Below are 16394 nucleotides of genomic sequence, written 5' to 3' on the forward strand. Positions count from 1 at the left end.
ACATGAGCAGGACCATCGCCGCGCTGCGCAAGCTTGAGGCGGTGGCGCGGCTCAAGGCGGACATCGAACTGCGCCGGTTCTCGGCCTTTCGCACGCAGGTCGTCGCGGCCGAAACCCGGATCGAGGCGAGCCGCCGGGATCTCGCCGCCGCCGCCAGCAGCGATCCGGGCGCGGCGCTGGCGGACTGGCGCGTGGCCCATGCGCTGGTCGGTTATCGCGCCGAGGCGCTGACCCGCGCGCAGGTGGACCTTGACCGCATGCGCCCCGGCTTTGACGCGGCGCGGCAGACGGCGGCGCGCGCGTTTGGCCGGGCCGAGGCGCTGCGCGAACTGCGCGCGACGCTGGGCGCGCAGGAACGGCGCGACGCGGAAAGGAGGACATGGTGACGCGCCCGCCGGGTGTTTCTCAGGAAATCGGAATCGGCCTCTGCGCCCGGCTTGCAGCCCTGCGCCCTCGGCTGCTGTCCACCGGCCCCATCGCCGCGCTGCGGCAACGCTGGCCCGGGCGCGTCGTGCGCGGCCTCAGCGCCCTGGCCCGGCGTTCAGTCCGGGCGGACGCGGGCGGCGGTTCCCTTGGCGAAGGCCTCCAGCCGCGCGCGGGCGGCCTGCTGCGTGTTCACGACGCCTGCGACCGCGGCCTCGGCATAGGCCGCGTCAAGCGCGCTCATGTTCTGCATGTGCGACACGGCCGAGCAGATGGCAAAGTTCGACAGCGGCGGGTTCTGGGCCGCGGCGCGCGCAAGCTCATAGGCCCTGGCCTCGCTGTCCTCGACCAGATACTGCGCCAGCCCCACGTCCACCGCCTGCTGGCCGCGATACAGCCGGCCCGTCAGCATCATGTCGATCATCCGCGCCTTGCCGATCAGGCCCGCGACCCGGATCGTGGCGCCGCCGCCGGTGAACAGGCCGCGCTGGCCCTCGGGCAGGCCGAAATAGGTGCTGTCGTCGGCGACCCGGATGTGGGCGGCCGACGCCAGTTCCAGCCCGCCGCCGACCACCGCGCCTTTCAGCGCCGCGATGACCGGCACGCCGCCGTATTCCATCTTGTTGAACGCCTCGTGCCAGCGCAGGCAGATCTGCATGAAATCGGCCGCGCTGCGGTCGGCGTGCCAGTGTTCGACCAGATCCAGCCCGGCGCAGAAATGCGTGCCTTTGGCGCGCAGGACGCAGGCGCGCGCGCCCGCGCGGGGCAGCGCGGCGAACACCTCGATCAGCTCGTCGACGGTGGCGGCGTCCAGCGCGTTGCGCTTGGCCTCGCGGTTCAGGGTGACCGTGGCGATGCCGTCCTCGTCCATCGCCAGCAGCAGGTTTTCAAGCGCCAGTTCGGATATGCCGCGCATGGGTCAGCCTTTCGTGATCAGGTGGATTGCGACGGGGATGGTTGCGATGCCCGCCGCCGTGGACAAGAGGATCGCGGCCGACACCCGTTCCTCGGCGACGCGGAAATGATGCGCCAGGATATAGACGTTGCCCGCGACCGGCAACGCGGCGGCCGCGACCATGATGCCGGCGGCGGCCGGATCGACGCGGGCGGCCCAGGCGGCCGCGCCGACGGCGGCCGGGTGCAGGACCAGCTTGGCCGCCGACAGCCCCACGGCGGGGCCGATCCGCCGCGCCGGGCTGTGGGCGAGCGACGCGCCGATGGCGAACAGCGCCCCCGGCGTCGCCGCCCCGCCCAGCAGGGCCAGGAACTCGGCCGCGGGCACGGGCAACGGCAGCCGGGCCGCCGACCAGCCCAGGCCCGCCAGCATCGACACGATCATCGGGTTGGCGACGATGCCGCGCGCCAGCGGCAGCAGCATGCGCGCACCGATGCGGTCGTGGCGCGCGGCGGTGATGATCAGCGTGATGAGGGTCGAAAACACCACCATGTCGATGGTCAGCACCATCAGCACCGGCCCGATGGCGGCCGACCCCAGCAGCACGACCAGCATCGGGACGCCCAGAAAGCCGGTGTTGCCGGTCATCGCCGTGTGCGCCTGCATGGCGGCATCCGCCGTGCCAGCCCCGCCCCGCCGCGCCAGCGCGAAGACCAGCGCCCACACCGCCAGCGATCCCGCCAGATAGGCCAGCACGAAGCGCGGATCGAACAGCGTGCCCAGGTCCAGCGTGGCGGCAAAGCGGAACAGCATCGCCGACAGCGCGAAATAGAACACAAAGCGGGTCAGCCAGGCGGTCGCCTCGGCCGGGAACAGCCGCAGGCGGCCGGCCAGCCAGCCGGTGCCGATCAGCGCAAAGAACGGCAGGGTCTTGAGGAAGATCGCCAGCATGGCGCCCCTTTCCCGCCGCCTCGGTCGCGGCACACAATCATCGCGGCGGGGCGGGCGCAAGCGAGGCCGTGGGGGTCTTGCAGCCGCTGGGGGTGCGGGGCGGTCAGTGTGGCAGCGCAGGGTGGCCGCCCGAGTGCTGCTGCTCCGGCGCGGCCCCGCGCTGCGGCCGCAACGCGCGCTCTGCGTTCCGGGGCGCTGCCGCCGGGGCACCGCGCCGCGGCTCCAGCGCGCGCTTCCCCTTTGGGGCGGTCCGCGCGACGGTCCCGGCGCGGTGCTGCCGCTTCGGGGCGCCCCGCGCTGCCGCCGCAGTGCTGCCGCCCCTCACGCGGCGCTCCAGCTGCGGGTCGCTCCGCGCTGCGGTCCCATGCTGCCGTTCCGGCACTGCCGTCCCGGGCGGCGCTGCCGCGAAGCCCCACCCGCACTTGCCCCGCGCGGGTTCAACGCCAGCGCGCGGCCTCGGCGGTCAGGGGGTGGTTCGGATGGCGGCTGGCAAACCCCTGCCAAGCCGCCGGGGTGCCGGTCAGGCGGGCGGCGTCGAACTCGGCGACGATGCCCGCCTCGGCGCCCGCCGCCGCGCGGGCGCGGGCCGGGTCGTCCGGCGTGCGGCGGTCGGCCAGCGCGGCGCGGATGCGACGGGCGTTCGCGTCATCGGGATGGCGCGCCAGAAACAGGATCAGCGCGGCGTTCGACCCTTGGGCCAGGGCCGCGTCCGCCTCCGCCCGCTCGGGCGCGCCGTCGGGGGCGGGCGGCGGCAGCGGGTCCGACCGGTCGGGCCGCGACGCCGTTTCCGGCGCCTGCCGGGGCGGGGGTTTCGGATCGGGTTGCGCCGGTCCGGCGTCCGGCGCGCTGCCGGCGGCCAGGCATCCGGCGGCCAGCAGCGTGGCGATCAGGGATGGGGTGCGCATCGTCAGGCCTTTCGATGTGTCGGGCAGCGGCGGGTGCCGCCGCGAAAGCCGGGCGCGGCCGGCATGCCGCGCCCGACGTCGTTGGCGTCCGCCGTCAGACGATCATCAGATCGTCGGCCAGGACGAACTTGTTGCCCACATTCTCAAGCAGCAGGGTGTTGCCGCCGCCGAAGTTGAACAGCACGTCGCCCGCCACCTCGGCGGCCATCGCCAGGATCTGCGCAACGGTCCGCGGCCCGCCGCCCCACAGCGCATCGTCAAGCGCGACGGTGTCGACGTTGTTCGAGAAGTCGACGATCCGGTCGGCCCCGCTGCGGAAGACCAGCGTATCCGACCCCAGCCCGCCCAGCAGCACGTCGTTGCCCAGGCCCCCGTCCAGCCGGTCGAACCCGTCCTGGCCGGCCAGCGTGTCGTTGCCGGCCGCGCCGAACACAGTGTCGTTCCCCAGCCCGCCGTTCAGCGTGTTCTGCCCGATGTTGCCGGTGATCGTGTTGGCCAGCCCGTTCCCGATGCCCGCGATGTTCAGCCCGCCCATCAGCATCAGGTTTTCAAGGTTCGCGCCCAGCCACAGCGTCGTGGTGGTGCGCACCGTGTCCACGCCGCCGCCGATCCCTTCGACGATCAGGTCGAGGCCGTCGGTGACAAAGGTGTCGTTGCCGCCGCCGCCGATCATCGTGTCGGCGCCGCCGTTGCCGGACAGCCAGTTCTGGCCCGCGTTGCCCTGGATGCGGTTGGCCAGCCCGTTCCCGATGCCCGCGGTGTTGCCGAGGCCCCCCAGCACCAGCCGCTCGACGTTGGCGGCCAGCGTATAGCTGGCGGTGCTGAGGACGGTGTCAGTGCCGCCGCCCGGCAGCTCGATCACGGTGTCGCCGCCGTTGATCAGGTAAAAGTCGTCGCCGTCGCCGCCGATCAGCGTGTCGGTGCCGGTGCCCGCGCCCAGCGTGTCGTTGCCGACGCCGCCGCCGATGCTGTCGTCGCCCGCGTCGCCGAACAGCCCGTCGGCGCCGCCCGCGCCCACGATGGTGTCGTTGCCGTCGCCGCCGGACACGGTGTCGTTGCCCGACGGGCCGATTTCGGCGTCGTCATAGAAGATGTCGTCGCCATCCTCCATCAGCATCTGGTCACGGTCCAGCCCGCCATAGATGACGTCGTTGCCGAACCCGCCGATCAGCGTGTCGGTGCCGTCGCCGCCGTCCAGCGTGTCGTTGCCCGCGCCGCCGTCCAGCACGTTCGTGCCGGCCGTCCCGAACAGGCTGTCGCTGCCCGCGCCCAGGACCGCGTTTTCAAAGTTGAGATACAGCTCGCCGCCATAGTTCGAGCTGCCGGTCGTCAGGTTCAGGACATAGGCGCCGCTCCACCGCGTGGTGTCCAGCAGGTCCACCCCGCTGCCGCCGTCCAGCGTCTCGCCGCCAAGCTCGGCGATCATCGTGTCGTTGCCGGCCATCCCGTAATAGCTGTTGGAATTGCCGTCCGAGATGACGACGTCGTCGCCCGACCCGGCATAGAAGACCTCGATGCCCGCCAGCGACCCGATGACGGTCCCGGCCCCGGTGCGGGTCTCGCCCAGTTCAAAGTCGAACACATGGCCCACCGTCAGGCTGCTGACGCTGAGGGTGTCGGACCCCGCGCCGCCGTCCAGCACGGCATCGACCTCGGTCCCGTCGCTGCCGTTCAGGTAATCGTTGCCCTCGCCGCCATACAGCGAGTCGACGCCCCCCTGACCATACAGCCAGTCGTTGCCGGTATAGGCCCAGATATAGTCGTCGCCGGACCCGCCCAGGTTATAGTCGTTGCCCTCGGCGCCATAGAGCGTGTCGTTGCCGTCGCCGCCATACAGCGAGTCGTCGCCGGTGCTGGTCCACATATAGTCGTTGCCGGCGTTGCCGGTCAGGACGTTGTTGGCGGCGTTGCCATACAGCGTGTCGCCGCCGCTGCCGCCGGTCGCGTTCTCGATCAGGGACCGGGTGTCGCCGTTGAAAAGCAGCGCGTTATAGACGTTGCCGCGGGCATAGTTGCCGCCGCCCAGGAACGCCTGCTGCGTGGACGACAGCAGCGACGACGACCCCGGCGCAAGGTTCACCGTGACGCCCGTCGTATAGGACGACAGGTCATAGGTATCGATGCCGCCCCCGTCCCAGATCGTCATGAAGATGCGGTTCGCGCCGGGCGTGATGGCGGCCGAGCCGTTGATCAGCGTGTTGCCCGATCCGGGATCCCACTTATAGACCGTGGCGCCCGCGTTCGACGTGAAGTCCGCGCCATACATGTATTGCAGCGCGGCGATGTCATACATCATGTAGGTCTGGGCATAGCCGAACTGTTCGTTGGTGTATCCCGTGGTCGGCCCGCCCACATAGCTGCGATAGGTCATCACCGTGTATTCCATCGCGTCCAGATAGGCGGGCATGGCGCCAAAGCCGCCGGCCTCCTGCCCGTGCTTCAGGCCCAGCGAGTGGCCCAGCTCGTGCAGGACGGTGTGCCAGTGATAGTTGCCCATCACCGGCGTCCGCCCCGACCCGCCGAAGAACGCGTCGCCGCCGGTGACCCCGTTGTTGGGGTAATAGGCATAGGCCGTGCCGGGGTTCGAGGTGTTGGCCAGGCGGATCGTCCCGGCGCTGTCGGTGGCGTTCCAGTCGATGCCGAGGTTGGTGAAGGCCTCGACCGCGAAGCCGCTGGCCGCCGCGGGCTGGGTATAGGTCGCCTGGTTCAGCGCGAAATGCGCGGCGCGCTGCTGGTCGGCGTTGACCATCCCGAAGTTCGACAACGCCTCGGGATAGCCGGCCTGATAGTCGGCGGTCGAGTTCGGGAAGGAATAGGTGATGAATCCGTCGGCCCAGCGGGTGCCGGCCAGCAGGCCGTCGATGCCCTGAATGCCGCTGGCGGCGACGGCCACGGTGGTGTCGCCGGACCCGTTCTCGACCGGCGCGTCATAGCCGGCCGTCGCCCCGTCCGAACGCATGGCGCTGTCGGGTGCGGCCAGGTCGTCGAACAGCCCGCGCCCCAGCGTCAGCGGGTCGCGGATCAGGCCGGGGCTGTCGATCAGATCCGGCAGGGCGGGGCCGGACGCCCCGGCCGCCGGGCCGTGGGCATCGGGCAGAACGCTTTTCGCCTGGGACGCGAGAAGCGATTGGACGCGAGAGCGTGACATGATGATCCTCGTTTCAAGCAGGGTTCAGGTTCGGGGTGATCGTCCGCGCCGCGGCGCAGGCGGGCTGCGGGCGCAAGGCCCGCATCGGTGTCCCGGCGTGCCGCCGCCGAAGGGCGCGCGCAGGGTTCAGCGCCGCCCGGCGGCCCCGCAGGTGGACCGGCAGGGCCGGGCAGGCGGGCGGGGCCGGGCGGAAAAGCCGGGCCGGGCAGGCGGCCGGGTGGAAGGGCGGGGCGCGGTCATGGCGCCATGCCCGCCAGGTGGTCGGCCACCGCCTGGGCGATGGGCTGGCCGGTCTGTTCCTCGACCGGCAGCCACGGCCCGGCGGGGTCGATGTCCAGAAAGCGCAGCGCCCCGTCGGTCGCCCGGCGGAACCGCAGCGCCGCGTGGATCAGGCCCAGCCGCGCCATCATCGCGTGGATCGCCGTCTCGACCGGCTCGGGCAGGGCTGCGGACTGCATCGGGGCGTCCGGGCCGCCGCCCGCCGCCGCCTCGGCGGCAAAGGCGCGGGTGCCGATGACCGTCACCCGCACGTCGCGGCCCGCGATGCGTTCCTGCAGGATCGCGGGCGCATGGTTCAGGCCGTCCAGCCGCCGCCACGCCGCCGCCCGCAGCCGCCGGGTGCGGCGGCCGCCGGCGCGGGCCTGCCCCGCCAGCCGCTTGCACACCACGTCGCCGATCTGTTCGGCGAATGCGCGCGCCGTCTGCGGGCAGTTGGTGATCAGCGTCTGGGGCGGGTCCAGCCCCAGGTCGGCGGCCAGCCGCAGCTGCCAGCTATCGCGGCGGGCGGCGGCGTCCTGCAGCGGCGGGTTCATCCACTGCGCGTCCATCGCCAGCCACAGCCCGGCCACGGCATCGTCGCAGCGGGCGGCCGCCACAGTCGCGGCGCCGCGGCCGGGAACGCCGCAGGGCGCGGGCCGCCGCCACCAGGCGGCGCGCACCCGGTCGAGATCGATCACCGCGCCGCTGTCGTCGCCATAGCCAAGGTGGCTGCGGTTCCCGCCATAGCGCAGCGCCAGCCGCGCGGCCTGCGGGAACTGCGAGGGGTCCAGGATGCGGGCGGCCGCGCCGCGCCGGTCCAGCCGGTCGATGACGGCGCGGGCGTGCAGGTCGTCGGGCGCGGACAGGATCAGGATCATCACACCCCCTCCGGTCCGCCCGCGTCGATCCCATACGGAAAAAAGGGGGGTCGGGTGACATGGTCCGACCCCCCATCGGCGGCAGCGGGCCCCAGGTTTGCCTGCGGCAGCCGATCCCGTGACATCATCTGAAGGACAGCCCAGCGCGCGATCATCGCCGACTGGGCCAGCGTCGCCGCCGCGTCGTCGTCGCGGCCCGCGCCGGGCGCGACGATGCGCGCAGGGGCGGGAAACGCCAAGGCCGACGGCGGGTTCCGTGCAGGCGCGCCGGTTCCGGCCAGGGGGCTGCGCGGCGCGACGGGCTGGACGATCCACATGACCGATCTCCTCATGTCCCGGCGGGCGAATCACTCGACCGCTCTGCCACCAGACTGGGCGGCCCGCCGTGAGGTCGGCGTGAGGCGGGCGTGACGCCGCGCGCGCGCCGCGCACCGACCGTCAAAGCCCCGACCGGGTGATCCCGATCAGCCCCGCGCTGCGCAGGGTGGACACCGGATAATCCGGGTCCGCCATCAGCTGCAGCGTGAAATCCGGCTCCAGCCGGCGCAGGTCGGCCAGCGCGGCGGCGGCCCCCGCCTCGTCCCCGCGGTGATGGCGCAGCGCCGCCAGGAACCGCAGCGAGGGGCGGTTGTCGGGCGCGTGCGCCAGCGCCGCGGCGGCCAGCCGCTCGGCCTCGGCAAAGCGGCCCAGCCGGATCTGGGCGACCGCGCGGCGCAGCAGCCAGCTGGCCTTCCCTACCATCGCCATCGGGCCGTTGGCCGATTTCACCGCCATCGCCAGGGCCTCGGCGTGGCGGCCCGCGTCGGTCAGCGCCTGCGACAGCACGTGGCGGGCCAGATCGTGTTCCGGCGCGATCCGGCAGGCCATGCGCGCAAGGTCCAGCGCCCCCGCGACATCGCCGCGCCACGACCGCAGCATGGCCGCGACCGCCAGCACGGTCGGATCGACAGGGGCCATCTGGCGGGCGCGGGCGGTGAACTGTTCCGCCTCGGCCAGCCTTGCGGCGGGATCGCCGGTCTGGCGTTCGATGATCAGCGTATAGCGCAGCCACGACCGCATCGAGAGGCCCAGCGCGCTGTTGCCCAGCGGCTGGCTTTCGGCCAGCCGGTCGTCGGCGGACAGCAGGCGGTCGCGGGCAAAGCTGAACAGGTCGGCCAGCGGGAACACCGGCTGCGCCGCGTCCAGCGACTGCGCGGCGGTCTGGATCATCGTCAGCGCGATGGCCGCCGTCGCGCTGCGGGTGGATGCGGCGGCGTTGTCGCGCCGGATGGGATAGCGCTGCGCCCACAGCTGCGCGCCGCTGCCCAGGTCGCGCAGCACCACCATCAGCGTGATTTCCGGCCCCGACGCCATGCACAGCGCCTGCGCCGACAGCCCCTTGGCGCCCGGCGGCGCGGGCGGCGCCAGCAGCCGCGCGGGGATCAGCTCGGCCGCGCGGGCGGCGGCGTCGTTCAGCACGATCCCGGCGATGGCGCGGGCCTCGTCGTCGCTGCACTGGGGTTCGACCACGACCAGCGCCGGGCGGGCGTCCCCGATCGCGGCGGGCAGCGAGGGGGACAGCTGCGGGGGCAACGGGGCGGGCAGGAGCAGCGGCGGCGGCGGCGCGGGGCGATCCTCCATCGCCAGGCGCATGTCGCGCAGCCAGTCCTCGAACTCGGGGTCGGGGATGTCCAGCCCGGCGGCGAACTCGGCCGGCGCGCCGTCGGGGCCGACGACGGGGCGCAGATCGACGGCGACCCGCGCCGGGTCCAGCCCCAGCCAGCCGTCGCCCGCCACCAGCACGCCTGCGTGCGCGCCCAGCGCCGTGCGCAGGTCCGACAGCAGCCGGCGCAGGCTGTCGGACCCCTGGCGCTGGGGCCGAACGCTCCACAACCTGTCCTGGATGCGGGCGCGGGGCAGGCGCATGTCGGGGCCGGTGCCCAGCAGGGCCAGCACGGCGCGCATGCGCGGCCCGCGCGGGGTCACGTCCGCGCCGTCGCCGGTGGACAGCGTGACCGGCCCCATCAGCCTCAGCGTCAGTTGCATCGCGCCAAACCGCTTTGAACGACCGGTTTCATGTTAGCATCCCGGCGGCCGAGTCGTCACGGGAATCAACCGCATGGGGGAACGGACGAGATGTCGCTCGAGAACGCGCATAATGCCCACAACGCGCACAACGCCCATGCCGCGGCGGGCGGGATGTCCACGTCGGCCCTGTCGCTGGCACTGATCCAGGCCCGCGACGGGATCGTCACCGGGGCGGCGCTGACCACCGCCGCGCCCGCGCCGCCCGCGCTGCCGCTGGCCGATCGCCTGCGCCGGATCGAGCCTGACTTCGCCGTCGCCGCCCTGCTGTCCGAGGCCGGCGAGGCGCTGGTCCTGACCCCCGTCGCCGACGCCGCGTCGGCCCGCCAGACGCTGTCGGCCCGGACCGCCTGCGGGTCGCCGGCCGACCTGCTCGTCCTCGACGCGCCGACCGACGCCGACCTTGCCGCCGAGGCGCAACTGGTCGCCGGCTACGCCGACCTGCGGGCCGAGCGGCTGGCGGAAATCGACGTGCAATGCGTGGGGCTGATGCCGTTCTTTCAGACGATCCTGCCGCTGGGTCCGTCCTGGACGCCCGCCATCGCCATCCTGACCCAGGTGGCGGCCGACCTGGCCACCGCCGTGGTCCAGCGGATCAAGCTGGGGTTCGCCCTGCCGCGCCCGCATCTTTTCAGCCCCGAGGTGCAGCCGATGATCGCCTGCCCCGCGCACAACACCTTTCCCAGCGGCCACGCGACGCAGGCCTTTGCGCTGGCGACCGTGCTGGACCTGCTGACCGGCGACGGGCCGGACAGCGGCACCCCGCGCGAGGACAGCCAGCTTTACCGCATGGCCGCGCGCATCGCCGTCAACCGGACGGTGGCGGGGGTGCATTACCCCGTCGACAGCGCCGGGGGCGCGGTGCTGGGGGTGACGCTGGGGCGCTGGCTGGCCGCGCGGGCCGGGGTGCGCGGCGACTGCCCGGCGCTGGCGCTGGACTGCACCGCCTGGGGCGACGGCGCGCCGGGCGGATCGCGCGATTTCCACCTGCCGCGGCTGGTCGAGGCGTGGGGCCAGGACCGCTGCCTGCGCCTGACCGGCACGGTCGAGACCGGAACGGCGCCGCTGATCGCGGCGCTGTGGGCCGCCGCCGCCCGCGACTGGGGCCAGCGATGGAGCTGAGCTGGACCCCCGCGCCCGCCGCCGACAGCGCCCGCCTGGGGGACGAGGGGCTGCCGCTGACCGACTATCTGCTGCACCCGCCCGCCGTGCCCGGCGCGCCGCCGGATGCCGGCGCGGAACCGCGCCTGTGGTCGCGCCGCCGGCGCAAGGTGCGCCACGCCGACCCGGCCGCCCAGCGCCGCGCCGCGCTGCGCGCGCTGATCGACGCGGCGTTCGGCCCATGATCGCCCAGCAAAGCTTTGCGCTGTTCGACGAGGCGGTGGAGCGCCTGCCCGCCCTTGCCCCGCCCGATTCGCTGGTGCCCGCCGACGCGCCGCCCGCCACCCATGCGGGATACCTGTCCCCGCAGGCGATGCCGGACGATCCGGCCGCCTGCGCCATCGTCGCGGTGATCGACCACGCCATCCCCTTCGCGCACCGGCTGCTGACGACGGCCAGCGGCCACAGCCGCGTCGCCGCGATCTGGCTGCAGGACGCCCCGGCGCGCGACCGCCGCCCCGACATCGCCTTTGGACAGGAACTGCGCGGCACGATGATCGACGCCATGCGCGGGCTGGGCGGGGACGGACAGAGCGCGGAAGGATCGGAGGCGGAAGGGCGGGGCGCGGACGGACGGGCCGCGAATGGGCGGGCCGGGGAAGGGCGGGGCGCGGACGGGCGGGGCGCGGATGGCCCGGTCGCGGGCGGGCCGTTGCGCGACGACGATGCGATCTATCGCGCCTGCGGGCTGATGAACCCGGGCCGGGGCGCGGGCGCGGACCTGTCGGGCGCATCCAGCCACGGGGCCGCCGTCGCGGCGCTGGCGGCCGGGTTCGACCCCGCCGACCCCGCCGGGCGCGCGCATCCGGTGATCGCCGTCGCGCTGCCCGATTTCAGCGTGGCCGACACCTCGGGCAGCTTTTCGCCGCTGTTCCTGCAGGCGGCCGTCGTCTATGTCGTTGGCCGCGCCCGCGGGCTGGCGCGCAGCCTGCGCGCGGCCCGGCCCGGGGTGCGCCCGCCGCTTGTCGTGAACCTGTCGATGGGCCTGACCGCCGGGGCGCGCGACGGCAGCTCGCTGATCGCGCAGCTGCAGGACGCCATCGCGGACGCCCCCGGCGAGGATCTGGGCTCGGTCCATTTCGTCCTGCCCACCGGCAACAACCGCCAGTCGCGCACCCGCGCCGTGCTGGCGACGGGGCAGTCCATCGGCTGGCAGCTGCCGCCGCAGGACGCCACCCCCTCGGCGGTCGAGCTGTGGGGACCGGCCGAACCCGCGCCGGGCACCCCCATGCGCGCCCGGATCGCCCTGCCCGACGGGCGCGCGGGCGAAACCGGCGCTGACCGGGGGATGGGGCATCTGACCGACCCGGACGGCCATGTGGTGGCCCGCACCGTGCTGCAATACCGCGCCGTGGGCGCCGGGTTCGTGCGGCCCTGCCTGACGATCATCGTGCCCCCGACGCTGCCGCCAGCGCCCGCCACGCCCTGGGCGCCGGCCGGGCAGTGGTCGCTGACCCCCCTGCCCGGCAGCCCGCACCCGGTCGAGGTCGCGGTCCAGCGCGACGACGCCGTGACCGGCTTTCGCATCCTGGGGCGGCAGTCGCGGCTGGTCGATCCCGCCTGCCCCCGGCGCGACGCCAGCGGCCGCTGGCCCGGCCCCGATCCCGACCCGCCGGTGTCGCCGATCCGCCGCAACGGCACCTCGAACAGCTATGCCGGCGGGCTGCGGCAGATCCGCGTGGGCGCCTCGCTGGCCGCGCCGCGGGCGGACGGGGTCGGGGTCGCCCCCTATGCCGGGCTGCTGGACGACGGCCGCGCGGGCGACGTGACCGCCCCCGCCGACCGCAGCGAAAGCCTGCGCGGCATGGTGGTGCCGGGCGTCCGCGGGGCGGCGCGCGCGCGGCTGAGCGGGACCAGCCTGTCGGCCCCGCAGCTGACGCGCTGGCTGGCGCGGGCGCTGGCGGCGGGGCGGCCGCTGCCGGACCGGGCGGCGATCCAGGCGGCGGTGCGCAAGGGTGCGGGGCAGGCGGATGCGGCGGTGCCGGATCTGGGCCCGCCCGACGCGCTGCCGTGGCGCAGCGGGCTGGATGGCTGATCCGGGGGCGGGCCTGGCGCGCCTGTGGTCGCGGTGCGCCCAGCCTGTGGCGCGGTTACATCACCGGCACGGGCGGCGCACCTGACCCAAAGGTCAAGTTGCACTCTGCCGCGTTGCGGCGTAGACAGCGGACACACGCTGCAGTTGCAGGCGGTGCAGACCAAAAGGATGATGTCGTGCGCAAGATCGTGGTCGAACTGTGGATGATCGTCAGCGCGATCGCGATCACCCTGTCGGTCAGCGCCCGCGAACGCAGCTATCGCCACCGCTGATCCGGCCGCGCAGGCCCCAGCCCGGTCGCCCCTCCCGCCACAGCACCGCCGTCCCGCCCACCGCAGCCCGGTCGCCCCTCCCGCCGCAGCACCGTCGTCCTGCCCGTCGCCGCAGCGCGCCGCAGGCCCCCGCCACGGCGGCGCGTGACAAACCGCCTGCCCTGCCGCAGTCTTGCGGGCCAAGGGGGCGCGCGATGACCGATCCGTTCTTTCACCCGGTCTCCGGGTTCGACCTGCCGCGCTATGCCGGCATCCCGACCTTCATGCGGCTGCCTCATGTCGGGCTGGACGATCCGCGCATCCGCCAGGTCCGCGTGGGCCTGATCGGCCTGCCGTGGGACGGCGGCACCACCAACCGGCCCGGCCCGCGCCACGGCCCCCGGCAGCTGCGCGACGCCTCGACCATGATCCGCGCCGAAAACGGCGCGACCGGCGTGCGCCCGTTCGAGGCGATGGCCTGCGCCGACCTGGGCGACGTGGCCCCGAACCCAGCCGACCTGATGGACACGATGGCCCGCGTCACGGCGTTCTATTCACGCGTCGCGGGGGCCGGGATCACGCCGGTCACGGCGGGCGGCGACCACCTGTGCTCGCTGCCGATCCTGCGGGCGCTGGCGTCGCCCGGCCCGCTGGGGATGGTGCATTTCGACAGCCACACCGACCTGTTCCACAGCTATTTCGGCGGCACGCTTTACACCCACGGCACCCCCTTTCGCCGCGCGGTCGAGGAGGGGTTGCTGGACCCCGCCCGCGTCGTCCAGATCGGCATCCGCGGCACCACCTTTGACCGCGAAGACCGCGATTTCGCCCGCGCCGCCGGCATCCGCGTCATCCCGATCGAGGAGTTCCACGCCCGCGGCCTGGACGACGTCATGGCTGAGGCGCGCGAGATCGCGGGCACCGGGCCGACCTATCTCAGCTATGACATCGACTTCGTCGATCCGGCGTTCGCCCCCGGCACCGGCACCCCCGAGGTCGGCGGCCCGAACAGCTGGCAGGCGCTGGAGGTGGTGCGGGCGCTGGACGGACTGAACCTCGTCGGCTGTGACCTGGTCGAGGTCTCGCCCCCCTTCGACCCGTCCGGCGGCACCGCCTTCCTGGGCGCGTCGATCCTGTTCGAGATGCTGTGCGTGCTGGCGACCGGGCGGGCCACCGCCTTGGCAGCCCGCCCGGCCCCGACAAGCCGCCCGCCGCCGGGCTGACCGGTTCAGCCCCGGGCCTGCCCGCGCAGGAAGCGCGCCGCCTTGTCGCGCAGGATGCGTTCCGCCTCGGCCGACTGGTCGTCGTAATGGGTCGGGAAATCCCAGATCGTGGACGGCGCATCGCTGCGGTGCCCGACCAGGAACGGCAGCGCGACGATGGCCCGCGTGCCCTGCCGCCGTTCCAGATAGCGGTCGATGGTGTTGCGGTGGATGTCGCGGTCGGCCGGATCCCAGTCGGCCAGCCAGCGCATCATCTCCGGGCCATAGATGTTGAACACCATGCTGACGCTGCGGTCGACATGGACGAACAGGTCGTCCCCCACCTGTTCGGCATGGGTGACGGTCAGGCCGGGGTGGACGTTGGCCACGAACCCCGCGAACAGGTCGCAGTCGTGGCGGTCAAGATAGCGCAGCACCCTGCCCAGCCGCGCGTCAAAGCCGGGCGGAAAGATCACGTCATCCTCGGCCACGATGGCGCGGGGGATGCCCGCGTCCGCCAGCCGGGCGAACATCTGGCGATAGCTATAGCCCGCGCCGACCCAGCCCGGCCGTGCCTTCAGCCCCGGCCAGACGGTGAAATCGTGGCGTCCCTGCGACAGGAACGCGGCGCGGCGGTCGGGCGTCTCGGGCAGGGACAGGCACAGGCGGGGGGCGGCGGGCAGCGCGGGGGAGGGGTCTTCGGGCGCGGGCCAGTCGGGCGCGGGGTAATGGGGCGCGCCGGCTTGGAACGCGGGCAGGTCGATCATCCCCTCGCCCAGCAGAAAGCGGCGGAAATACTGCTCGAACCGGTTGTGGGGGCGGTCGGCATATGCGCGGATGGCGACCAGCCGGTCGGCAAGGGCCGACGGGTCCGTCACCAGCGGCCGCAGCGCGGCGATCAGCCCCGCGACGTCGCCGGGTGTCACGAAATCGACCACGCCCGCCAGCCCCTGATGGTCGCCCTGATCGCTGCCGGCCTCGCTGACGACGGGGGTGCCCAGGCTCAGCACCTCGGCCAGCCGCACGGTTTCCAGCAGCGCGCCGTCGTAAAAGTGGATGTTGACCACCGCCGCCGCCCGCCGCAGTTCGGCTTGCAGCGCCGGGCCGAACAGGTCCGTGATGATCCGCAGCTCCGGGAACTCGGCCCGCAGCGCGGCCAGCATCGCCTGCCGCCGCGGGGCCGACGCGTCGCCGACAAAGACGATGCCGGACCGTTTTTCCCCGCCGGGGAAAGGCGCCCCCTGCGCCCGGTCGGTGTCGATGGGCACCAGATACAGCGACGACGCAGGCAGGCCCATGTCGCGCAGCGCCGCGATATTGGCGGGCGCGTAATCCAGCACCGCCCGCGCCCGGCCCAGCAGCGCGACATAATCGGGGGTGAACCAGCGCGAACTGACGCATTGCTCCATCTGGAAGGCGACAAAGCCGTCGGGCAGGCCGGCGAACATCTGCGGGCACAGGACGAACAGATGCCCGTGCCGGTCCGCGCCGGACAGGTCGGTCTGGACGGTGGCGCGATAGCCCTCCTCGGCCAGGATGCGGGCCATCAGGGTGGCGACGCTGGCGGTGTGGGGGGTGGTCACGATCAGGCAGGACATCGGGTCGCCGCCGCCGGTCATCGCGGCGGCGGGCGCGACGCCCGCCAGCGGCCCGATGCGGCGGCGCAGGCCGGCCGCGCCCTCGGCCCGCAGGACGCGCAGGGCCTGCCGCGCGGTGGCCGCCAGCCCCTTTTGCCCGGCGGCCCGGCGGGCGGCGCGCAGCAGCCGCAGGGGCACCCCCGCCGCCCGTTCGCCCGCCCGCAGCGGCGCGGCCAGTTTCCACGACAGCGTGCCGGTCAGCGCCGCGCGGGTGGCGCGCGTCTGGTCCTGCGCGGCCTGCAGCAGATCGGCGGCGCGGGCGGCGGCGGCGGCGGCGGCGGCGGCGGCGGCGGCGGCGGCGGCGGCGGCGGCGGCGGCGGCGGCGGCGGCGGCGGCCGAGGCCTGGGCGCGGTGCAGGTCGGCGCGGGCGCGGGCGGCCTCGGCCTCGGCCAGGCGGGCGCGGTCCTCGGCCGCCGCCAGCGCGGCGGACAGGGTGGCGGCGTCGTCGCGCCCACGCGGATCGGTCGTGTCGGACATCGCCCTTTCCCTTGCTGCGCCCACCCGCGGCTGACCTTGTGTTTCCAAAGCGCCCCGCGCGGTCAAGGGGCGGCCCCGCTTTCCGCCGCCCCCTTTCCCCCGCCCCCCT

The 16394-nt window shown here is 73.9% G+C and carries 13 protein-coding genes; 5 read left to right on the forward strand and 8 right to left on the reverse strand.

The genetic code is table 11. The annotated features are described in order from the left end of the window. Window positions 1–2 precede the first annotated feature (2 nt). Window positions 3–386, forward strand: a complete 384-nt coding sequence (locus tag EPA64_RS03545; RefSeq protein ID WP_134724876.1) for a hypothetical protein — start codon at window positions 3–5, stop codon at window positions 384–386. 155 nt (window positions 387–541) lie between these two features. Here EPA64_RS03545 and EPA64_RS03550 read toward each other — a convergent pair whose 3' ends face one another. The 7 genes from EPA64_RS03550 to EPA64_RS03580 all read right to left on the reverse strand — a co-directional run bounded on the left by EPA64_RS03550 (window position 542) and on the right by EPA64_RS03580 (window position 9483). Next, the gene (locus EPA64_RS03550; RefSeq protein WP_134724877.1) at window positions 542–1339 is read right to left on the reverse strand and encodes a crotonase/enoyl-CoA hydratase family protein; all 798 of its coding nucleotides are present in this window, start codon (window positions 1337–1339) and stop codon (window positions 542–544) included. A 3-nt stretch (window positions 1340–1342) separates the two neighbouring features. Continuing rightward, window positions 1343–2269, reverse strand: a complete 927-nt coding sequence (locus tag EPA64_RS03555) for an AEC family transporter (protein ID WP_134724878.1) — start codon at window positions 2267–2269, stop codon at window positions 1343–1345. 437 nt (window positions 2270–2706) lie between these two features. After that, window positions 2707–3174 (reverse strand): hypothetical protein, encoded by a 468-nt coding sequence (locus EPA64_RS03560; protein ID WP_134724879.1) that lies wholly within the window; start codon window positions 3172–3174, stop codon window positions 2707–2709. 94 nt (window positions 3175–3268) lie between these two features. Then, window positions 3269–6322, reverse strand: a complete 3054-nt coding sequence (locus tag EPA64_RS03565; RefSeq protein ID WP_134724880.1) for a M10 family metallopeptidase — start codon at window positions 6320–6322, stop codon at window positions 3269–3271. Between the two features lie 236 nt (window positions 6323–6558). Further along, window positions 6559–7458 (reverse strand): MvdC/MvdD family ATP grasp protein, encoded by a 900-nt coding sequence (locus tag EPA64_RS03570; protein ID WP_134724881.1) that lies wholly within the window; start codon window positions 7456–7458, stop codon window positions 6559–6561. Then, the gene (locus tag EPA64_RS03575) at window positions 7458–7790 is read right to left on the reverse strand and encodes a hypothetical protein (protein ID WP_134724882.1); all 333 of its coding nucleotides are present in this window, start codon (window positions 7788–7790) and stop codon (window positions 7458–7460) included. The genes EPA64_RS03570 and EPA64_RS03575 overlap by 1 nt, the downstream gene beginning before the upstream one ends. Window positions 7791–7896: 106 nt before the next feature. Next, the gene (locus EPA64_RS03580) at window positions 7897–9483 is read right to left on the reverse strand and encodes an AfsR/SARP family transcriptional regulator (protein ID WP_134724883.1); all 1587 of its coding nucleotides are present in this window, start codon (window positions 9481–9483) and stop codon (window positions 7897–7899) included. A 90-nt stretch (window positions 9484–9573) separates the two neighbouring features. On the opposite strand from EPA64_RS03580, the gene EPA64_RS03585 reads away from it, so the two are divergent. The 4 genes from EPA64_RS03585 to EPA64_RS03600 all read left to right on the forward strand — a co-directional run bounded on the left by EPA64_RS03585 (window position 9574) and on the right by EPA64_RS03600 (window position 14192). Beyond that, entirely contained in the window at window positions 9574–10644 is a 1071-nt protein-coding gene (locus tag EPA64_RS03585; RefSeq protein WP_134724884.1) for a phosphatase PAP2 family protein, read from the forward strand. Then, window positions 10635–10868 (forward strand): hypothetical protein, encoded by a 234-nt coding sequence (locus tag EPA64_RS03590; RefSeq protein WP_134724885.1) that lies wholly within the window; start codon window positions 10635–10637, stop codon window positions 10866–10868. Before EPA64_RS03585 ends, EPA64_RS03590 begins: the two co-directional genes overlap by 10 nt. Continuing rightward, on the forward strand, window positions 10865–12718 hold the full coding sequence (locus EPA64_RS03595; protein ID WP_134724886.1) for a S8/S53 family peptidase: 1854 nt from the start codon (window positions 10865–10867) through the stop codon (window positions 12716–12718). Before EPA64_RS03590 ends, EPA64_RS03595 begins: the two co-directional genes overlap by 4 nt. A gap of 466 nt (window positions 12719–13184) precedes the next feature. Further along, complete coding sequence (locus tag EPA64_RS03600) at window positions 13185–14192, forward strand: agmatinase (protein WP_134724887.1); 1008 nt, start codon at window positions 13185–13187, stop codon at window positions 14190–14192. Between the two features lie 5 nt (window positions 14193–14197). Here EPA64_RS03600 and EPA64_RS03605 read toward each other — a convergent pair whose 3' ends face one another. Further along, entirely contained in the window at window positions 14198–16285 is a 2088-nt protein-coding gene (locus tag EPA64_RS03605) for a hypothetical protein (protein ID WP_134724888.1), read from the reverse strand. Between the last annotated feature and the right edge of the window lie 109 nt (window positions 16286–16394).

Source organism: Paracoccus luteus (assembly GCF_004522155.1).
In the GTDB taxonomy this organism is placed as follows: domain Bacteria; phylum Pseudomonadota; class Alphaproteobacteria; order Rhodobacterales; family Rhodobacteraceae; genus Paracoccus; species Paracoccus luteus.

Bases quoted from the DNA above. Each gene is read 5' to 3' on its own strand.
- EPA64_RS03590 (WP_134724885.1), top strand. From the start codon at position 10,635: ATGGAGCTGAGCTGGACCCCCGCGCCCGCCGCCGACAGCGCCCGCCTG.
- EPA64_RS03545 (WP_134724876.1), top strand. From the start codon at position 3: ATGAGCAGGACCATCGCCGCGCTGCGCAAGCTTGAGGCGGTGGCGCGG.
- EPA64_RS03560 (WP_134724879.1), bottom strand. From the start codon at position 3,174: ATGCGCACCCCATCCCTGATCGCCACGCTGCTGGCCGCCGGATGCCTG.
- EPA64_RS03555 (WP_134724878.1), bottom strand. From the start codon at position 2,269: ATGCTGGCGATCTTCCTCAAGACCCTGCCGTTCTTTGCGCTGATCGGC.
- EPA64_RS03575 (WP_134724882.1), bottom strand. From the start codon at position 7,790: ATGAGGAGATCGGTCATGTGGATCGTCCAGCCCGTCGCGCCGCGCAGC.
- EPA64_RS03605 (WP_134724888.1), bottom strand. From the start codon at position 16,285: ATGTCCGACACGACCGATCCGCGTGGGCGCGACGACGCCGCCACCCTG.
- EPA64_RS03580 (WP_134724883.1), bottom strand. From the start codon at position 9,483: ATGCAACTGACGCTGAGGCTGATGGGGCCGGTCACGCTGTCCACCGGC.
- EPA64_RS03585 (WP_134724884.1), top strand. From the start codon at position 9,574: ATGTCGCTCGAGAACGCGCATAATGCCCACAACGCGCACAACGCCCAT.
- EPA64_RS03600 (WP_134724887.1), top strand. From the start codon at position 13,185: ATGACCGATCCGTTCTTTCACCCGGTCTCCGGGTTCGACCTGCCGCGC.
- EPA64_RS03595 (WP_134724886.1), top strand. From the start codon at position 10,865: ATGATCGCCCAGCAAAGCTTTGCGCTGTTCGACGAGGCGGTGGAGCGC.
- EPA64_RS03550 (WP_134724877.1), bottom strand. From the start codon at position 1,339: ATGCGCGGCATATCCGAACTGGCGCTTGAAAACCTGCTGCTGGCGATG.
- EPA64_RS03570 (WP_134724881.1), bottom strand. From the start codon at position 7,458: ATGATCCTGATCCTGTCCGCGCCCGACGACCTGCACGCCCGCGCCGTC.
- EPA64_RS03565 (WP_134724880.1), bottom strand. From the start codon at position 6,322: ATGTCACGCTCTCGCGTCCAATCGCTTCTCGCGTCCCAGGCGAAAAGC.